The following is a 16,377-nucleotide window of genomic DNA, read 5'->3' as shown; positions in this document are numbered from 1 at the left end:
CTAACCCACCATTCGATGAATGGTGCTAATAATCAGCGCAATACGGATGTCGAGGCAGTTCATGCAGGCGATCTTCGTTGACTTGGCCGGCTTTGTCAATCCCCGCTTTATCAACCCGGTTTTTGGGCACGCCAGCCGCGGTGAACGCCCGGCGCGTCGTAGCCGAACGGACTGCGCACGACACCGTTGAGCGCTCGCCGGCCGGTGCAGCCACCCGAAACAGCCGTCGAACGTCACCGGTCTCAGAGTAGCGATACTCGTCATGAGCGCTCGCCGCGGCGGCACGTCAGGTTCGCGGCACAATCGACGCCTCCGGCACGAGTTGCGCAAGGCCGCCCGCGAGCGACTCGACGCTCTGAAACAGATCGTGCGTAATCAGCGAGGCCGGAATTTCGATGGCGAAGGTCGCTTCGATGGCCATCATCAAGCGGACCGTGCCGAGCGATGACAAGCCCGCGGCATAGAGATTGTCCCGATCGCCCAGCATATCGATCGACACGTCCAGACATGCTGTTTCCTGAAGAATGCGGCGCACATCGTTTTTCATTGACTCCCCCCATTACTTGAATTTTTGACTACTACGTCATCCGAATTAACTCTCGAAACGCGGCTCAGGCGACCGCATGGCCACTGACGCAGCGTTCGGCGAGCGCCCTTCTGTCTATCTTGCCGTTCACATTGAGTGGCAGCGTGTCGAGCACGACGAGCCGTTGCGGCACGGCGTAAGCCGGCAGCCGCTGACGACATGCCTGCAGAATCCGCGCGACGCTGCCGCGCGGGTTGGTGAAAAAAGCAATGAGGCCGGCGGCACTGCCGGCTTCGTCGACAGGCCAGGCGACCACTGCGCAGAGCGTGGCGTGGCTGCACGCCTGCATGACACGCTCGACTTCTTCGAGCTCGATCCGGTTGCCGCGAATCTTGATCTGCGTATCCAGCCGCCCCTGAAACACGATGCCCTGCCCGGCCGCTTCGCGCGCGGCGTCCGAACTGCGAAACCAGCGCTGCGACCGGTGCCCCGGATAGGTCTTCGAAATGAAGCGGCGATTGCCGGGTTCGTCCGGCGACAGATAGCCGCCTGCCAGCTGCGGCCCGCCGATCAGCAGTTCGCCGCTCTGGCCGGGCGCGACCGGTTCGAGCGCCGCATCGACAATCAGTAACTCCATACCCGGCAGCGCGCTGCCGAGCGGCATCACGGCATGACGCGAATCTTCAATGAATTCGGCGGTGACTTCGAACGCCGCGCAACCCACCGTCGTCTCGGTCGGGCCATACATATTGAAGACGCGGCTGTTCGGCGCGGCACGCAGCCACGCCAGCACGATCGTGCGAGAGAGCGGCTCGCCACCGAACGACGTCATGCGCAGGCTCGGCAACTCATTCGGCGGCAGTTTGCGAAACTGCTGCATGAAACCGGCCACTGAGGGCACGCTGTTCCAGTGCGTGATCGCGTGTTCCTTGATGAAGGCCGCGTTGTAGATCGGCTCGACCGTCTTGGGCACGTACAGACAGCCTCCGTTCGCCCAGCAGACGAACATGTCGTGCACCGACGGATCGAAGGTGAGTTCGCAGAACTGCACGTAGCGCGCACCGGGCACCCTGTCGAAGATTTGCAACTGGGCCTTCACATAGGCATCGGCGTTCTCGTGCGAGATGGGTACGCCCTTGGGCGCACCCGTCGAACCCGACGTGAACAGCAGGTAGGCGAGATCCCGCGGCTGCGCTTCGGCATGCGAAACCGCCACCGACGGCACTATCGACGGCACGATTGACGGCACGATCGACGGCACTACCGGCCGCATTACCGACGACGGCACTACCGACGCAACTGCCGACACAAGTGCCGGCGCAACGACCGGCGCCACCAGTCCGGCAGGCAGCATTGCCAGCCCGCCGGTCTCTTCCCCAGTCTCTTCGAGCAGGAAAATCCGCGGGCAGTCGTCGAGCAAGGACAGCACTTCACCGAGCGACGCCGCACAGCGCCGATCCACCAGCAGCACCTGCGCGCCCGACTGCTCGATCACGCTCGCGGTCCGCGCGGCCGGCACCAGCGGATTGAGCGGAACGTAGGCGAAACCGGCCTCGAGAATCCCCAGCAAACCGGTATACGCGGTGACGCTTCGATGCGCAAACAGCAGACAGCGGCCGGGACCGCCGGCCGGCATCACGGCCTTCAGCCCGGCCGCGACCCGGCGCGAGCGCAGTGCAATTTCGCCGTAGCAATAGAGGCGATCGTCGACCCACAGCGCGGGGCTATCCGGCTGGCTCGCGGCGGTATCGAAGAAGAAGGAACCCAGCATCTCACGGCCTCGATCGATAAGGGCATTGCACGTGAGCGTTGCATCAGGCCGTGAAAGCGGGCGCCGGTGCAAGCGTCACTCGTGCCAACAGCGCGCCACCGGACGGGTGAACTGCCCGGTAGCGCGCTGCGGTTTTCGCAGGAGAATTCACAAGGAAGATTCGCTGACGACAGCCCAGCACAGCACAGTCCGCTCGCGTGATATCGCGTGAGCGGACTGCCGTCGAAGGCTTCGTAGGATCATAGAATCCGGCAAGGCCGGTATATGTGCGATACCGCTCTCAACATCTGATTGAGAGAACGCGGGCTCCCCGCCGCGCGCGATGTGATGTGGCCCCCGGCATTTATCGCGGCCAATGCCGGTTCAAACGTCGCATTAAAACCGCATTAAATACCGCGTCGAGCATGAATCAAGCGCGCCGCTCGCTAAAAATCGGCAGCTAATTCATGCGGCGTGCTCATTCGGGCATGCCGCTTTGCTTCCTGAAGGCGCTGAGAATGCGCCGCTCCAGCGCGTTGTAATCGCGGCCGAAGTGATGATCGCCCGATGTGCGAATGATCTCGACGCCGGTGTTGGCCAGCGCCGGACACAAGGTGTCTTTCTCGTTCTCGCCGTAAAAGCATTGCACGATCGCAGGCGGCACGCGCGTCAATTCAGGCTGCGCCTTCAGCGCCTTGTCGCTCGCCGGCATGCCGAGCCAGCCGCCGACGCGAATCTGAAAATCGGCGTCGGGCGCGAAGCCGAGCAGCGAGATCAGCGACACTTTCGCACGCAACGCGTCAGGCAAGCGGTTATAGGCGAACGGCATCACGTCGGCGCCGAACGAATAGCCGACCAGCGCGATGTGGTCCGCATGCCAGCGCGCCGCATAGGTTTGCATCACGCGCGCGAGGTCGCGGCTCGTCTGCGCGGGCGTCTTCTCGCTCCAGAAATAACGCAGGCTGTCCAGGCCGATCACCGAAACGCCGTCTTTCTGCAAGGCCTGAGCGATGGTCTTGTCGAGATCGCGCCAGCCGCCGTCGCCGGAGATCACGACCGCCATCAGTCCGTTCGGATGCGCCGCGGGCAACTCGATCAGCGGCAGATCGGAGACATCGTCCTCGTTCGCCGGCGCCGCGCGCAGGTGCGGCGCCATCAACGCGACGAGGCGCGCGCGGTCGGCCGTGCCAGACGTGCCAGACGCGCCCGTCGTTGCCGTCTCGACGAAGCCCGGCACCTTGTCGCGAATCACGGTGGGGTCCGGCGGGCACGGTTGAAAGCGCGGGTCCAGATCGCGCTGCGCGTCCACCGCGACCGCGCCGGCGATCGTGTTCGACGGCGCCTGCTCGAGCACATGGATCGCGAGCGTCGCACCCTGGCCGGTGCCGGCAACGATCGGCGCGAAATAGCGGCTCGATTGCGATTGCCGTTCGAGCTGGTGGCTCAAGGCTTCGGCATCGCCCACCAGTTGATGGCAGGCTTCCTTTTTTTCGCTCAGATTCGCCGCATAGCGCGCCGTATCCACGCCGACTGTCATCGCGCCGGCCTTGGCGAGCGCATCGGCGCTCTGCTGGTCCGCGGCCGTCCAGCCGCCCGCTTGCGAGTACAGCACCACGAAGCCGCGCAAGGGACCGACCGGTTGCGTGACTGAAACGTCGCCGTAGCGGCCGCCGGACACGGTGGTGGCCGCCTGAACGCCCGCGCAGCAAACAACGAGGCTCGCCGCAACGGCGAGCTTGAAAACCGGATGCAATGTCATGAGCGCCGGCCTCCCGCCAGCAATGACAGGTCCGCCAGCGTGAAGAACACGCCCACCGAACCCGACGCCGCGAGATAGCGCGGCTCCCAATGCGGCTGGAACTTGCTCTTGAAAGCGCGCAGTCCGCGGAAGTTGTAGAAGCGGCCGCCGAAGCGCCACACGATTCCCGCCAGCCGATGCCAGCGCGAGGCGAGCGGCGTGGGCTGCATGCCGGAGAGCGGCGCGATGCCGAGACTGAGCGAGCGGAAACCTGCCTGCTTCAGATACAGCGCCAGCTGCGTGAACAGATATTCCATCGCATACGCCGACGCGGCCTCGACGTGGCGCATCACGCCGACCGTCGCCTCGGTGTTCAGATCGGTCGTCATGAAGGTCACGAAAGCGGCCGGCTCGCCGTTCTGCCGCACCAGCATGACCGACTGCGCGGCGAGATACTCGTCGGTAAACGCGGCCACCGAAAAGCTTTTTTCGCGCGCGTCGCGGCTGTCGAGCCAGCCGTCCGAGATTTGCCGCAACGTCTCGAGCGACGCGGGCACGTCCGCCTGATCGATCACTTCGACGGTAAAGCCGTCACGTTCGCCACGTTTGAGCGCATAGCGAAGATGCGCGCGATGCGAGCCCTTCAGGTCGAAATCGTCGAGCACCACGTGGGCTTCTTCGCCAAGCTTCATCAGCGTGAGGCCGGCGTCGAGATACAACGGCAACGCATTGGCCCGCACCTGATAGAACGCCGCACGGCCGCCATGCGCATGCGCGAGCGCGACGAACTTGCTGATGAGGCCAGCCCACGCTTCGCGCGGACCCACCGGATCGTGCAGCGCCGCCCACGTCCGGCCATATTTCGCGTACATCAGGAAGGCCTCGCGCGACTCGGAGAACAGGAAACTCTTGTCGCCCATCAGCGCGAGACCGGCGTCGCTGCGTTCCTGCGCGCGCACGATGCGCGCCGCGTCCAGCAGATCCTCTTGCGCGGGCTTGACGAAGCGGCCCGGCGCCGGGCGCAGCAACTGCCAGAACGCGAAGGTGGCCGCGAAGACGCTCGCTGCCAGCGTCGCGCGCAATGCCCGCGGCGCGCGTTCGTCGAAGGCGAATTGCCACCACAGATCGCGCGTGTAGGGCACGTCGCGGAACGCAAACAGCATCACCCACACGGCCAGCATCAGCACCATCGCCACGGACACCAGCCAGCCCGCCGTGAAGCGCTCGGCGAACAGCGACGAATGACGGTTGAAACGGCGGCGCGTGGCAAGCAGCAGGACGATCAGCGTACCGAGCACGCCCGCTTCGACGAACGCGAGGCCCTTCATGAGCGACAACCCGAGACTCAGCACCGTCAGCAGCAGCGTCACCCACCACGCGGCATCCAGACGCCGCAGCAAACCACGCGCGACGAACAGCAGCAGCACGCCGAGCACGCTGCACAGCATCTGCGAGCTTTCGAGCACCCACAGCGGCAGCACGTCGCGCAGCATCTGAAGACGTTGCCAGAACGCGGGCGTCGCGCTGGAAATCACCAGCATGCCGCCGACCACGAAGGTCACGAGGCTCAGGAACAGCGGCGCGAGTTTCGAGGCGTCCGCCGCGTGCCGCAACGGCAAACGGCTTTTCAGCGCGCGGCCTTCGAAGCCGGCGAGCAGTCCCGCCGACACGATCAGCGGCACGCCGAAGTAGATCGCGCGATACGCGAGCAGCGCCGCGACCATCTGATGCGTGGCTACGCTGCCGTTCAGCGTGAACACCATGGCCGCTTCGAATACGCCGACGCCGCCGGGTGTGTGGCCGATCATGCCGAGCAGCATCGCCGCCGCGTAGACCGTGATGAAAGTCACGAAGCTCACGTCCGCATGCGGCAGCAGCGCCCACAACGCGAGACCCGCGGCCACCACGTCGAGTACCGCGAGGCCCACTTGCGCGAGCAGATCGCGGCGCGCCGGAATATCGAACGAGAGCCACTGCCAGCGCGTGCGGATCGGGCGGGTTTCGCTGCGGCAAGCGGCGGCGGCGAGGCCAAGCACGGTCAATAGCGCCGCGCCGCCCCAGCCAAGCGCGAGCGGCGCGAGATGCAGCATCGACGCAAGCGGTTCGGCTGCGCACACCATGCCGAGCGCCGTCATCAGCACCAGCGCGAGCGCCAGCGAGACGCTCGTGAACACCGTCATGCGGCCGATCTGCGCAGGCGTGACGCTCGCAACGCCATAGACGCGCGCGCGCACCGCCCCGCCGGTCAACGCGCCGAAGCCGGTCGCGTTGCCGAGCGCGGAACCCGCGGTCGCGCCGATCCACAGCGCCGCGCGCGGCACCACGGCGCCGAGATAACGCAAACCGATCGCGTCGCGGCCGACCAGCGCGACATAACTGAGCGCGGTCGCGCCGAGCGACGCGGCCCATTCGGCGGCGCTCAGGTGACGCAACTGGCGCATCACCGAACGGTAGTCGACGGCCTGCGACAGATGCTGCAAGACGACCAGCAACAGCCCGCAAATGACGAGCGCGAGCACGGGCGACAGGATGCCCCGGCTGCCAAGCGTTTTCGATGCACGGTCGAACATCGCGCCTAGCCGGTCGAATTTATTGTTATATCGGTGGAACATAGGTCAGTGCGGCCTTGCTGAGTGCTGTCTCTTAATGCTGTCGCGGCGACGGGTCGTCTGCCGTGGCGTCGCCCTGCTCCGGCGATTACAAATGGATAACGGCACAATCCGTAAAAGGTTGACAACGTCAGGCAGCTCGCCGGTATTTAATCCCGGCCGGGAAAGCGAGGCGGAATAAGGGCTGGAGGCTTGGCGCAGCAATACGCGCCGATAATCGGTCGATATTGCCGAATGCGTTACCGGCTACGACCGGTCAAGTCACGCAGGGGGCAGGAGTTTAAACGCTAATCACGATCGGCGAGATGAAGATTCGACGTCATGTGGATGACGCACGATCGGCAACGGCTTCAGGCCGCGCTGCGCTGCTGTCCAGAGGCGGCCCTCCAGCGGCGCGACGCGTTTTTGATGCTCTAATCGCCGACAGTGCATCGAATCGCGACGCATGCTTTCCAACCGGACAGGAGACACGAATTGACGAACGAACAGCAACTCGAACGCTGGCTCGCGCAGGAACAGGAAGTATTGGCAAAGTTGAATGCGGGCCCCGGCCCCGGCGTCGCCACCCCTGAACAGGTCGCGGGCAAGACCGGCCTCGAAATCATGCAGGCTATGATGAACGCCGAGCTGCCGTATGCCGCGATCGCGCGCACGCTCGACTTCACGATTATCGAAGTCAGCGCGGGACACGCGGTATTTCAGGGCACGCCGCTCGTGCAGCATCTGAATCCGCTGGGAACCGTGCATGGCGGCTGGGTCGCGACGCTGCTCGATTCCGCGCTAGGCTGCTCGGTGCATACGCTGATGCCGCCAGGCCGTAGCTACACCACGGCCGAGCTGAGCGTGAACTACGTGAAAGCGGTGACGCCGCGCGTGCAGCGCGTGCGCGCCGAAGGCAAGGTGATCCATTGCGGCCGGCAACTGGCGACGGCGGAAGCGCGCCTCGTCGGGCCCGACGGCACGCTGTACGCGCATGCCACGACGACCTGCCTCGTGTTCGAGATTCCCAGCCGTTGATTCCCCACCGCTCAAGGCGCACGCGGGCTCTGATCCCGGGCGCCTGTTTCAGCCGCCGGCTGGCGCGGCCATGACCGCGAGCGCGGCGATTGTTACTTGTGCTGCACGCTTACTTCGTACTTACTCTTTATTACTGCGGGCGGCGATGCGCTTCAGCGATCACGGCGCAGTTCTGCAGATGCAGGTTCAGCGCATGCAACGCGAGCGCGCGGAGCTTGCCGAGCCACGTGGTGTTGGCGGCGAGGAGAGTGCGGGCGGTCGTGGTGTTGGTAGCGGTGTTCATCGTGGACTCCTGTATAGGGTTTATACCTAGGCAATAACCCGATTATAACCCTCCGATGCCGCACCGCAACAAATATCAAAAATATCGCCCGGCCGTTGTGCGGCGGTCACATCGGCCTGTTTGCACCATCTTGAAAAGGGGCGGCATCAGCTTGCCGGCTCATTCACCATCCGCACCGTACGGGTGCAATAATCACACCTTTGCCCGCGCCTGCCCGCCGCAGCCCGCCTCCATGACGCTCGCCCAGAAAGCCCTGATTGCGCCTCTCATCGTCGCGTGCGCGATGTTCATGGAAAGTGTCGATGCCAACGTGATCGTTACCGCGTTGCCGGCCATGGCGCGTGACTTCGGCCGCGATCCGGTCACGCTGAAAATCGCGGTGACGAGTTATGTGCTCGGCCTCGGCGTCTTCATTCCCGTGTGCGGCTGGCTTGCCGACCGTTTCGGCGCGCGCACGATCTTCCGCACCGCCATCGGCATCTTCGTGACCGGCTCGCTGCTGTGCGCGGCGTCGAACTCGCTGGCCACCTTCACGCTCGCGCGCTTCGTCCAAGGCGTGGGCGGCGCGATGATGGTGCCGGTCGGCCGGATCATCATCTTCCGGGTGGTGCACAAATCCGATTTCATCCGCGCGATGAATTATCTGAGCGTTCCCGCGATGCTCGGCCCCGCCGCGGGACCGTTGCTCGGCGGCTTCATCACCACGTATCTGCACTGGCGCCTGATCTTTTTCATCAACGTGCCGATCGGCATTCTCGGCATCTATCTGACCAACCGGCATATCGCCAACACACGCGAGTCCGATCCGGGTCCGCTCGACTGGATCGGCTTCTTTCTGTCGGCGGCCGGCGCGGTGCTGCTTCTGCTCGGTTTGTCGCTGGTCGGCGGCGAGCTGATTTCCAATCGCGACGCGTTCGGCATGTGCGCGTGCGGCGCCGCCCTGCTCGCGGCCTATATCGCGTACGCTCAGCGCATCAAACTGCCGTTGCTCGATTTGCGCTTTTTCAAAGTACCGACCTTCCAGGCGAGCGTGCTCGGCGGCTCGCTGTTTCGCATCGGCCTCGGCGCGCTGCCGTTTCTGCTGCCGCTGATGCTGCAGGAAGGGCACGGAATGAGCGCGTTCGAATCCGGCCTCATCACCTGCGCGTCCGCGTTCGGCGGCATGTTCATGCGCGTGATCGCTTCGAGCGCGCTGCATCGCTTCGGCTTTCGCTCCGTGCTGGTGGTCAATGCGGCGCTGTCCGGGCTGTCGATCGCGGCGTGCGGCCTGTTTTTTCCCGGCACGCCGGTCTGGATCATCTGGGTGGTCGTGCTGCTCGGCGGCTTTTTCCCCGCGCTGCAATTCACCAGCCTGAATTCGCTGACTTACGCGGAAATCGCCAGCCGCGACGTGGGGCGCGCCACGAGCCTCGGCAGCGTAGTGCAACAGATGTCGCTCGGGCTCGGCGTGACAATCGGCGGGATCGTGCTGCAGATTTCACGCGTGCTGCATGGGCACCCGGCGATCGCGTGGTCGGATTTCTGGCCGGCGTTTCTGGTGGTGGGGCTTTGCTCGTTCGCGTCGATTCCGGTTACTTTGCGCATGCCGCACGGCGCCGGCGAAGAGATCACGCGAGGCGGCCGGGGGTAAAAACCGCGCGGGCGCCGAACAGCGTGTCCGCCACCGGCGGTATCTCGCGCAACGCGGCGAGCGTCGCGTAGCCGTCCATCTTCGGCATCGCGATGTCGATCAGCGCGAGATGCGGCGTAAAGCGCCACGCGACATCGAGCGCCTGCGGGCCGTCAGCCCGCCGCCGCGACCTTTTCCGCCAGCCTGGCGTCGTAGCTCGAATGGACGTGCACCCGCTTCCTGTCGGGAAACGCGTACGCATAAGCCTTGCGCAAGGCCAGCGACGCCTCGTGAAAGCCGGACAGAATCAGCTTCTGCTTATTCGGGTAGTTGGCGATATCGCCGACCGCGAAGATGCCGGGCCGCGAGCTTTCGTAGTTGGAGGTATCCACGTCGACGCGGCCACCGTGGATCAACAGGTTCCACTGCGCGATCGGCCCCAGGTCCGCAACCAGCCCGTACAGCACGACGAGCTGCTCGGCCTCGAGCTGGGTCTCCCCTTCGATATGACGCAGTCCGATCGACTTCAACGCGTTGTCCTGCACCGTCAGCCCGGAAATCGCGCCGACGATGAAGTCCATCTCACCCGCCTCGACCGCGCGCCGCATCACCGCGACGCTCGAATCCGCCGCGCTGAAGCCGTTGCGCCGATGCACCAGCGTCACGCGGCGCGCGACCTTGCGCAAGGCGAGCGCCCAGTCGAGCGCGGAATCGCCGCCGCCCGCCACCACCACGGTCTTGTCGGCGAAATCGGCGGCACGCTGCACGCTGTAGTGCACATGACGGCCTTCCAGCGGCACGGCCTCGGCGAGCGCCAGCTTTTGCGGGACGAACGCACCGTTGCCGGCGGCGAGCAGAATCGCCGCGACGTCGAATACGAGGCCCCGATCGGTGCGCACGATCCAGTGCCCGCCGTCGCGCTGTTCGACCGACTGAACCCGCTGTTCCAGATGGATCGGTACGTCGAACGGCTTGCACTGCACCATCAAACGGTCGACCAGCTCACGCGCGGTACATGCCGGGATCGCGGGAATGTCGTAGATCGGCTTGTCGGGATACAGCTCCGTGCACTGGCCGCCGATCTTGCCGAGCGCATCGACGACCTGGCACGACAGGCCGATTACGCCCGCCTCGAAAGCGGCGAAGAGGCCCACCGGCCCGGCGCCGACGATCAGGACATCGGTGCGAATCGGTTGCGGGAGTTGGTCTGCGTCGGACGTCATTCGATATCTCTTGGGTAGGTCGATAATCCACCATACAGAATCGCACCAGGCCCGGCAACGATGCCATTACGAAGCGTATGGTCGCTGGAGCCGCGCAAATCGCTGTCGTGCAACAGTCGCAGCAACGTACCCGCCGGACGGCTGAGCCGTTTGGCCGCCAGCGAGATGAATTCCACTGACGGCAGCGTCGGCAGACTGGCGGTGTTCAGCGGCGGCGCGAGCCCGCGCGCTGCCAGATACTGCTGACGAACCGTGGTGCCCAGCCCGCCGCGGGCGGCCGCGATGCAGCCCGCGTGACTGCTGCTGGTGCACAACGCCCCCAGCAGGGTTCCCGATTGACGACGATGTCAATAAGATGACGGAATCCCAGAACAATTGCCCCGGGGCACGGCCACATGCCGTGCCGTCGCCCTCCCAATGACCAGGCATTCATCCCACACCGCGCTGCTCTGGATCGTCGCTGCCGGCTTCTTCATGCAGGCGCTCGACACGACGATCGTCAACACTGCGTTGCCGTCGATTGCGGCCAGCCTGCACGTCTCGCCGCTCGCGATGCAGCCGATCGTGGTCGCCTACACGCTGACCATGGCGATGCTCACGCCCGCCTCCGGCTGGCTCGCCGACCGCTTCGGCACACGGCGGGTCTATTTCACGGCGATCCTCGTGTTCGTGCTCGGCTCGATCTGCAGCGCGAGCGCGCATACGCTGGGTCAACTGGTGCTGGCGCGCGTGCTGCAAGGCCTGGGCGGCTCGATGCTGCTGCCGATTGGACGGCTCGCGGTGCTGCGCAGCGTCTCCAGCGAGCAATACGTGTCGGCGCTGGCTTTCATTTCGGTTTCCGGCCAGCTCGGGCCGATTGTCGGACCGACGCTCGGCGGCTGGCTCGTTCAAGCCATCAGCTGGCATTGGATCTTCCTGATCAACGTGCCGATCGGCGCGGTGGGCCTGTATGCGGTGCAGCGGTTTTTGCCGCCGCATGGGGCCACGCAGGCGCCGCCGTTCGACTTCGCCGGCTGCGGGCTGCTGTCGCTGTGCATGATCGCGTTTTCGCTGGCGGTGGATACGCCGGTGGAAACGCATCGGGCAGCGTGGTCGGCGGGCCTCTTCGTGCTCGCCTTGGTCAGCGCGCTGGCCTACATTCCCTACGCACGGCGCCGCCGCAATCCGCTCTTCAAACTGGCGCTCTTCAGCGAACCGAATTTCAGCGTAGGGCTGATCGGCAATCTGTTGTGCCGCATCGGCGCGAGCGCCGTGCCGTTCCTGTTGCCGCTGCTGATGCAGTTGCAACTGGGCTATACGCCGCTGCACTCCGGCTTGATGATGCTGCCCGCCGCGCTGGCCGGCGCCGTGGCGAAGCGCTGGATTGCACCGCTCGTGCGCCGCTATGGCTACGACACGTTCCTGCTCGTCAACACGTTGATTGTGGGCGCATCGATCGTCGCGTTCGCGCTGATCTCGCGCGGCACGCCGGTCGCCGTCGAGATCGCGATTCTGATGGTGTTCGGCGCGGCCGCCTCGATGCAGTTCGCGGCGATGAACAGCGTCACGCTCAAAGGCCTCTCGCATGAAGACGCCGGCAGCGGCAACAGCCTGTTTTCGATGGTCCAGATGCTGGCGATCGGACTGGGCGTGTCGATCGGCGGCGGCCTCGTGAACCTGTTTTCCGCGCAATCGGGTTCGGCAGCGCTCGGGTTCCGCTTGAGCTTTGTTTGCGTCGGCGTGATTACGCTGGTGTCGGCGTGGGTGTTCCGTCACCTCGACGAAGACGTGCCGGGCGCCCGCACGGCGCGCCCGCATGCGGCGCCGAGCACGGGCCGCTGAATCGCCGCCACCGGCGCCGCGGCTGTCTCAGCCAGGCAAGCGGACGCCTGATAATCGCTCGCAGGCTTCGATCAAACGGTCTTGCACGGCGACGTCATACACCGCCGGATGAGGCCCGCGCTATGCACAACGCATGACGAGAACCGCATTGACTCGTGCATCCGGCGAATTCGCTCAGATTAGCGCCAACTGCGTGCCTGACGCGATTGCGTGGCTGTCATTCAACTCATGACAATATGTCATTTATCGAGCGTTCCGGATGGCATTTGACGACACTATGTCTCTACGTTCAAACGCGCTTTCGCGTTAGCATGTGACGCTTGGAATCCATCATAAGGTCACACCACCATGCCATTTGACGAGCGCATGCTGAACGGAATGGGCGTGTTGACGGCGATCGTCGACAGCGGCAGTTTCGCGGCGGCGGGCGAAGCGCTCGATATGTCACAATCCGGCGTCAGCCGTTCGGTCGCGCGGCTCGAGGCGCGCCTGGGCATCAGGCTATTCGACCGCACTACGCGCTCGGTCACGCTGACCGACGAAGGCCGGCGCTTTTACGAACAGATCGTGCCGCTGCTCGGCGGCCTGGAAGAAGCGGCTGCATCGGCGGCGCAAGGCGCGACTGCGGTTCGTGGACGTTTGCGCGTGAACATGGACCCGTTCTTTTCACGTCTTGTGCCGGGTCCGCGATTGGGCGGCTTCATCGACAAACATACCGACCTGCAACTCGAACTGATCACGCGCGATCAATTGGGCGATATGGTCGCGGACGGGTTCGACCTCGCTGTTCGTTTCGGCGAGCCGCCGGTGTCTTCGCTGATTGCACGCAAGCTGCTGGACACGCGCATTCTGACGGTGGCCGCGCCGTCGTATTTGAAGAAACATGGGCAGCCGGCGAGCCCAGCCGAACTCGAAAACAACCAGCATGTGTGCATCAAGTTTCGTGATCCGCTGACCGGTTATCCGTTTAGCTGGGCGTTTCATCGCGGACGCAAGAAGATTGTGATTACTCCGCAGGGGCGGCTGACGGTGAATGATGTCGGCACGTTGCACAGCGCGTGCGCTGCCGGGCAGGGGGTGGCGCAGATTCTTGCGTTGGGGGCCGAGCCGTTGCTGGCCAATGGAAAGCTGGTGGAGTTGTTCCCCGATTGGGGCGACGAGGTTTATCCGTTGTATGCGCTTTATCCTTCCAGGCATCACCCGCCGGCCAAGGTTCGGGCGTTTTTTGACTTTATTGTCTCTCTCGTGAAGGAAGCAGCCTGAGCGGCTGCTTCCCGGCCTGCGGTGTTGCTGTTGTTCTGTCTCACGCACTCGCGCAACCAGATCCTCTTCAGCAGTCGCAATCACATGATCCGCGCCAACCGCTGACAAGGCGTCCTGTTTGGCACGCGCTTTCTCGAGGCGCGCTACGGAATGCGGCTCATCGACCGCACCACGCGCCGCCGGCCTCGGCATCATTCAGCAGCCGCGCGAGATGCTCGACGAAGATCTCGCCAGCGGCCGGCTCGTCCGGGTGCTGCCGGGCTATGAATCGCCGTCGCGGCCGATGCACATCCTGTTCTCGCCCGATCGCCGGATTGTGCAGACCGAAGTAACGCGGATCGTCGAGGCGGTAGATCGCCTGGTCCGCCGCATAGCCCGGCGCGAGCCTGGCGACTTCGAAGGAACGCGAGGCCGCGAGGCCCGCCAATCTCGAACACCCGCAGCCTGCCGTCCACAGCGACAACGAGAAGAGCAAACTGCCCGAACGCGACGATAAGGAGCGCAATCAGTCGCTCGCCGAGCGTCGGGGCAAAAAAACCGGTGAGGATGAGCCGTCAGCGAGTTGAAAAAAATATCTGGCAAGGCTGGGCCGTCAGCCGGTTGAAAAAAATACCATGATCAATATGCAAGCGGCTTTGCTGTGAGTCAGGCGGCAAAGCCGCAGCATTTCACCCTTCGACGCCCTTTCAGAAGGAAGACATTTTTTCCGAATTATTACCGATTATTTTTTTCGCGCAATCGACTATTTTGCTGCGTGCAGCAATGTGTGCGCAAAGCGAACCTGCTGCCGCCCCTCAACAGATAAGAACGGAGACGGTCATGTTCACCTTCTCAACCTCTTCCAGCTCGCGTCCCTCTCCCAAAGTCTCCATTTGCCTGCCGACCTGCAATCGGCCCGAGCTGATTGCGGAGTGCATCGATTCGTGCCTCGCGCAAACGTATAGCAATCTGGAGATCGTGATCGGAGACGATTCCAGGGACGACCGCACCCAGCAGTTGATCGCGCAGCGCTATCCGAACGAGCCGCGCATTCGCTATGCGATGAACCGGCCGTCTCTCGGCCAGGCACGCAATGTCGCGAGCCTGTTCAAGCGGGCGAGCGGCGACAAGATCCTGCTGATTCACGACGACGATTTCCTCACGACCGACGGCATCGAAAAACTGGTGTCGCTATGGACGCGCCATCCGCAGCTCGAAGTGGCGTTCGCCGATCAATACGAAGCCGATCACACCGGCGCCGTCGACTACGACGCCAGCACGCGTCTGAACACTGCGTTTCGACGCACCAAAGACGCGGAAGGCCTGCAACCGCTGCCCGGCAGAACCGGACTGATCCAGATGTTTCCGAACAACGGCTGGATGGCCAACGCCGAACTCGTGAAGCGGATCAGTTATAAGGAACAGTACGGCATGTGCTGCGATTTCGTGTTCGGCACTGAACTCTGTCTCGCGGCGCGCGCGGTGTTTTATCTGCACGAGTACGTGTCGGTCTATCGCAAGACTGCGACCTCGATCTCGCACAGCACACGCGGCACGACAGTAGCGGCTACCGTCAGTGCGTATGCGTTCGTCAAGGCGCTGAAACTGCCGCCGCAACTGGAGCCTTCGCGCAAACTGGCATTGCGCCGGCTCGTGCCGATCGTCGTTTCGGTCTACGCGAAGAATCGCGAGCCGCTATTCGGCTTCAAGATCGCGCTCACTCATCTGTTCGCGTACAACTACGGTTTCAGCATGCGGCTCTACTACCACCTGCTGATGCTATCGCGTGCGGCAGTGGCCAGGCGGCCACAGGTGGCGGTGGCGGTGGCTGCGACGGTATCCGCTGCTGTCGTCGATGCTGTCGCCGATCCCGCGGTCGTGACGGACCTCATGACCGACCACTCCGAACTCGTTTGAGCGTGCAGCGGCGTTCGTGCTGGGTCAGTCGCCGGACCATGCCCGCGCCGCGGCAGGCGCAGGCGGTCGAGCGGCGCGCTTTCGCCGCGTCAGCGCATAAGCATCAGCAACGGCGGGTTGCGAAACGCAATCACGTACGCTGCCGTCGCGCGACGCAACCAGCGATACCGCGCGTGGCGCGCGATTGCCAGCACGAAGCCGAACGCGTGCCGTGCAACCCACACAGCGCAACGATATCGACGCATGGCCGCCACATTCGCAGCGGCGGCGCCACCGCTGAACCAGGAAATGCTCCTGTAATAAGCGCGTTTTCTGCTAAGCATCCACTGATTAGCAAACGCGTATTTGTCGCTTGGTATGGAGCGCGCGGCTGATTAGGATGGACCTCGAACCGTCATCAGCCCCGGAGGTTGTTCGCCATGTCCGACAGTGCCTGTTTCAAGCCGCGCGTGATCGAGCCGGTCGTCGTCAATCAGCCGGAAGGATTGGGGCTCGCGGTGGAGCTGTGGCTCGCGCATCCCGTCGATGGGATCGCAGGGCGCGCGTTGCAGATTCATTTGCGCAGCGGCGCGAAGATGGCGCAGGCGGAGGCGTTGCGCGATCTGCTGCATGCGTTGGGGACGGAGATCGTGGTGGCGTGAG

14 protein-coding genes and 1 pseudogene are annotated in these 16,377 nt (G+C 64.1%); 7 read left to right on the top strand and 8 right to left on the bottom strand.

All coding sequences use genetic code 11. The annotated features are described in order from the left end of the window. Positions 1-286: 286 nt before the first annotated feature. From AC07WT_RS08600 to mprF, 4 genes are all read right to left on the bottom strand, one after another. Complete coding sequence (locus tag AC07WT_RS08600) at positions 287-547, bottom strand: acyl carrier protein (RefSeq protein WP_494946735.1); 261 nt, start codon at positions 545-547, stop codon at positions 287-289. A gap of 64 nt (positions 548-611) precedes the next feature. After that, a complete protein-coding gene (locus AC07WT_RS08595) occupies positions 612-2,297 on the bottom strand; it encodes an AMP-binding protein (RefSeq protein ID WP_494946734.1) in 1,686 nt (561 codons plus the stop codon). Positions 2,298-2,754: 457 nt separating this feature from the next. Then, a complete protein-coding gene (locus AC07WT_RS08590) occupies positions 2,755-4,035 on the bottom strand; it encodes a virulence factor family protein (protein WP_494946733.1) in 1,281 nt (426 codons plus the stop codon). Continuing rightward, complete coding sequence (mprF, locus tag AC07WT_RS08585) at positions 4,032-6,584, bottom strand: bifunctional lysylphosphatidylglycerol flippase/synthetase MprF (RefSeq protein WP_494948408.1); 2,553 nt, start codon at positions 6,582-6,584, stop codon at positions 4,032-4,034. Before mprF ends, AC07WT_RS08590 begins: the two co-directional genes overlap by 4 nt. Positions 6,585-7,097: 513 nt before the next feature. Between mprF and AC07WT_RS08580 the strand changes: the two genes are divergently transcribed. After that, entirely contained in the window at positions 7,098-7,640 is a 543-nt protein-coding gene (locus tag AC07WT_RS08580; protein WP_494946732.1) for a PaaI family thioesterase, read from the top strand. A 130-nt stretch (positions 7,641-7,770) separates the two neighbouring features. Here AC07WT_RS08580 and AC07WT_RS08575 read toward each other — a convergent pair whose 3' ends face one another. After that, on the bottom strand, positions 7,771-7,923 hold the full coding sequence (locus AC07WT_RS08575; RefSeq protein ID WP_494946731.1) for a hypothetical protein: 153 nt from the start codon (positions 7,921-7,923) through the stop codon (positions 7,771-7,773). 232 nt (positions 7,924-8,155) lie between these two features. Between AC07WT_RS08575 and AC07WT_RS08570 the strand changes: the two genes are divergently transcribed. Continuing rightward, positions 8,156-9,553 carry an MFS transporter gene (locus tag AC07WT_RS08570; RefSeq protein ID WP_494946730.1) on the top strand — a complete coding sequence of 466 codons (1,398 nt, stop codon included), beginning with the start codon at positions 8,156-8,158 and terminating at the stop codon, positions 9,551-9,553. Positions 9,554-9,705: 152 nt separating this feature from the next. Here AC07WT_RS08570 and AC07WT_RS08565 read toward each other — a convergent pair whose 3' ends face one another. Continuing rightward, entirely contained in the window at positions 9,706-10,755 is a 1,050-nt protein-coding gene (locus tag AC07WT_RS08565; RefSeq protein ID WP_494946729.1) for an NAD(P)/FAD-dependent oxidoreductase, read from the bottom strand. A gap of 86 nt (positions 10,756-10,841) precedes the next feature. Next, positions 10,842-11,069 (bottom strand): annotated as a pseudogene (locus AC07WT_RS08560) (LysR family transcriptional regulator); the annotation flags it as partial. Positions 11,070-11,172: 103 nt separating this feature from the next. Here AC07WT_RS08560 and AC07WT_RS08555 point away from each other — a divergent pair. Together AC07WT_RS08555 and AC07WT_RS08550 are read left to right on the top strand one after the other, a co-directional pair. Next, positions 11,173-12,576, top strand: a complete 1,404-nt coding sequence (locus tag AC07WT_RS08555) for a DHA2 family efflux MFS transporter permease subunit (protein ID WP_494946728.1) — start codon at positions 11,173-11,175, stop codon at positions 12,574-12,576. A gap of 348 nt (positions 12,577-12,924) precedes the next feature. Continuing rightward, on the top strand, positions 12,925-13,839 hold the full coding sequence (locus tag AC07WT_RS08550) for a LysR family transcriptional regulator (protein WP_494946727.1): 915 nt from the start codon (positions 12,925-12,927) through the stop codon (positions 13,837-13,839). Between the two features lie 157 nt (positions 13,840-13,996). Here AC07WT_RS08550 and AC07WT_RS08545 read toward each other — a convergent pair whose 3' ends face one another. Next, entirely contained in the window at positions 13,997-14,266 is a 270-nt protein-coding gene (locus tag AC07WT_RS08545) for a hypothetical protein (RefSeq protein ID WP_494946726.1), read from the bottom strand. Between AC07WT_RS08545 and AC07WT_RS08540 the strand changes: the two genes are divergently transcribed. The 3 genes from AC07WT_RS08540 to AC07WT_RS08530 all read left to right on the top strand — a co-directional run bounded on the left by AC07WT_RS08540 (position 14,226) and on the right by AC07WT_RS08530 (position 16,376). Continuing rightward, on the top strand, positions 14,226-14,405 hold the full coding sequence (locus AC07WT_RS08540) for a hypothetical protein (RefSeq protein WP_494948407.1): 180 nt from the start codon (positions 14,226-14,228) through the stop codon (positions 14,403-14,405). The genes AC07WT_RS08545 and AC07WT_RS08540 overlap by 41 nt on opposite strands. A gap of 253 nt (positions 14,406-14,658) precedes the next feature. Then, entirely contained in the window at positions 14,659-15,735 is a 1,077-nt protein-coding gene (locus AC07WT_RS08535; protein WP_494946725.1) for a glycosyltransferase family 2 protein, read from the top strand. 419 nt (positions 15,736-16,154) lie between these two features. Further along, positions 16,155-16,376: a hypothetical protein gene (locus tag AC07WT_RS08530; protein ID WP_492595889.1), complete on the top strand. Its 222-nt coding sequence runs from the start codon at positions 16,155-16,157 to the stop codon at positions 16,374-16,376. Position 16,377 lies beyond the last annotated feature (1 nt).

The organism is Paraburkholderia sp. GW821-FHT02A12, from assembly GCF_059422005.1.
This window is presented reverse-complemented; position numbering and strand designations above follow the sequence as displayed.

What these genes read in the sequence shown, in the direction of transcription:
- AC07WT_RS08600 (WP_494946735.1), bottom strand. Translation starts at nt 547, where the DNA reads ATGAAAAACGATGTGCGCCGCATTCTTCAGGAAACAGCATGTCTGGAC.
- AC07WT_RS08595 (WP_494946734.1), bottom strand. Translation starts at nt 2,297, where the DNA reads ATGCTGGGTTCCTTCTTCTTCGATACCGCCGCGAGCCAGCCGGATAGC.
- AC07WT_RS08590 (WP_494946733.1), bottom strand. Translation starts at nt 4,035, where the DNA reads ATGACATTGCATCCGGTTTTCAAGCTCGCCGTTGCGGCGAGCCTCGTT.
- mprF (WP_494948408.1), bottom strand. Translation starts at nt 6,584, where the DNA reads ATGTTCGACCGTGCATCGAAAACGCTTGGCAGCCGGGGCATCCTGTCG.
- AC07WT_RS08575 (WP_494946731.1), bottom strand. Translation starts at nt 7,923, where the DNA reads ATGAACACCGCTACCAACACCACGACCGCCCGCACTCTCCTCGCCGCC.
- AC07WT_RS08570 (WP_494946730.1), top strand. Translation starts at nt 8,156, where the DNA reads ATGACGCTCGCCCAGAAAGCCCTGATTGCGCCTCTCATCGTCGCGTGC.
- AC07WT_RS08565 (WP_494946729.1), bottom strand. Translation starts at nt 10,755, where the DNA reads ATGACGTCCGACGCAGACCAACTCCCGCAACCGATTCGCACCGATGTC.
- AC07WT_RS08555 (WP_494946728.1), top strand. Translation starts at nt 11,173, where the DNA reads ATGACCAGGCATTCATCCCACACCGCGCTGCTCTGGATCGTCGCTGCC.
- AC07WT_RS08550 (WP_494946727.1), top strand. Translation starts at nt 12,925, where the DNA reads ATGCCATTTGACGAGCGCATGCTGAACGGAATGGGCGTGTTGACGGCG.
- AC07WT_RS08535 (WP_494946725.1), top strand. Translation starts at nt 14,659, where the DNA reads ATGTTCACCTTCTCAACCTCTTCCAGCTCGCGTCCCTCTCCCAAAGTC.
- AC07WT_RS08530 (WP_492595889.1), top strand. Translation starts at nt 16,155, where the DNA reads ATGTCCGACAGTGCCTGTTTCAAGCCGCGCGTGATCGAGCCGGTCGTC.